Raw genomic sequence first — 255 nt, forward strand, 5'->3', positions numbered from 1 at the left:
CTCCTCGACTACCTGTGTCGGTTTACGGTACGGGCTGCTATAAACGAACCTTAGAAGTTTTTCTTGGAAGTCTGATTAGGGACATTATCAGCGAGGCCGAAGCTTTGCTGTACTATCAGGTTCATCAAGTCTTGCGGATTTACCTACAAAACCTATAACTACTCCCTTTAACGCACTATTCCGTAAGTGCGCAGTCCTTTCACTACTCCGTTACTCCATCGAATTTATAGCAGGTGTTGGAATATTCACCAACTT

Annotated in this window: 1 rRNA gene; it reads right to left on the reverse strand. The window is 43.9% G+C overall.

Annotated elements, in window-relative coordinates:
• Positions 1–255: ribosomal RNA gene (locus KW844_RS29545) — 23S ribosomal RNA — on the reverse strand; the annotation flags it as partial.

Source organism: Chitinophaga sp. sic0106 (assembly GCF_019219075.1).
GTDB lineage: Bacteria > Bacteroidota > Bacteroidia > Chitinophagales > Chitinophagaceae > Chitinophaga.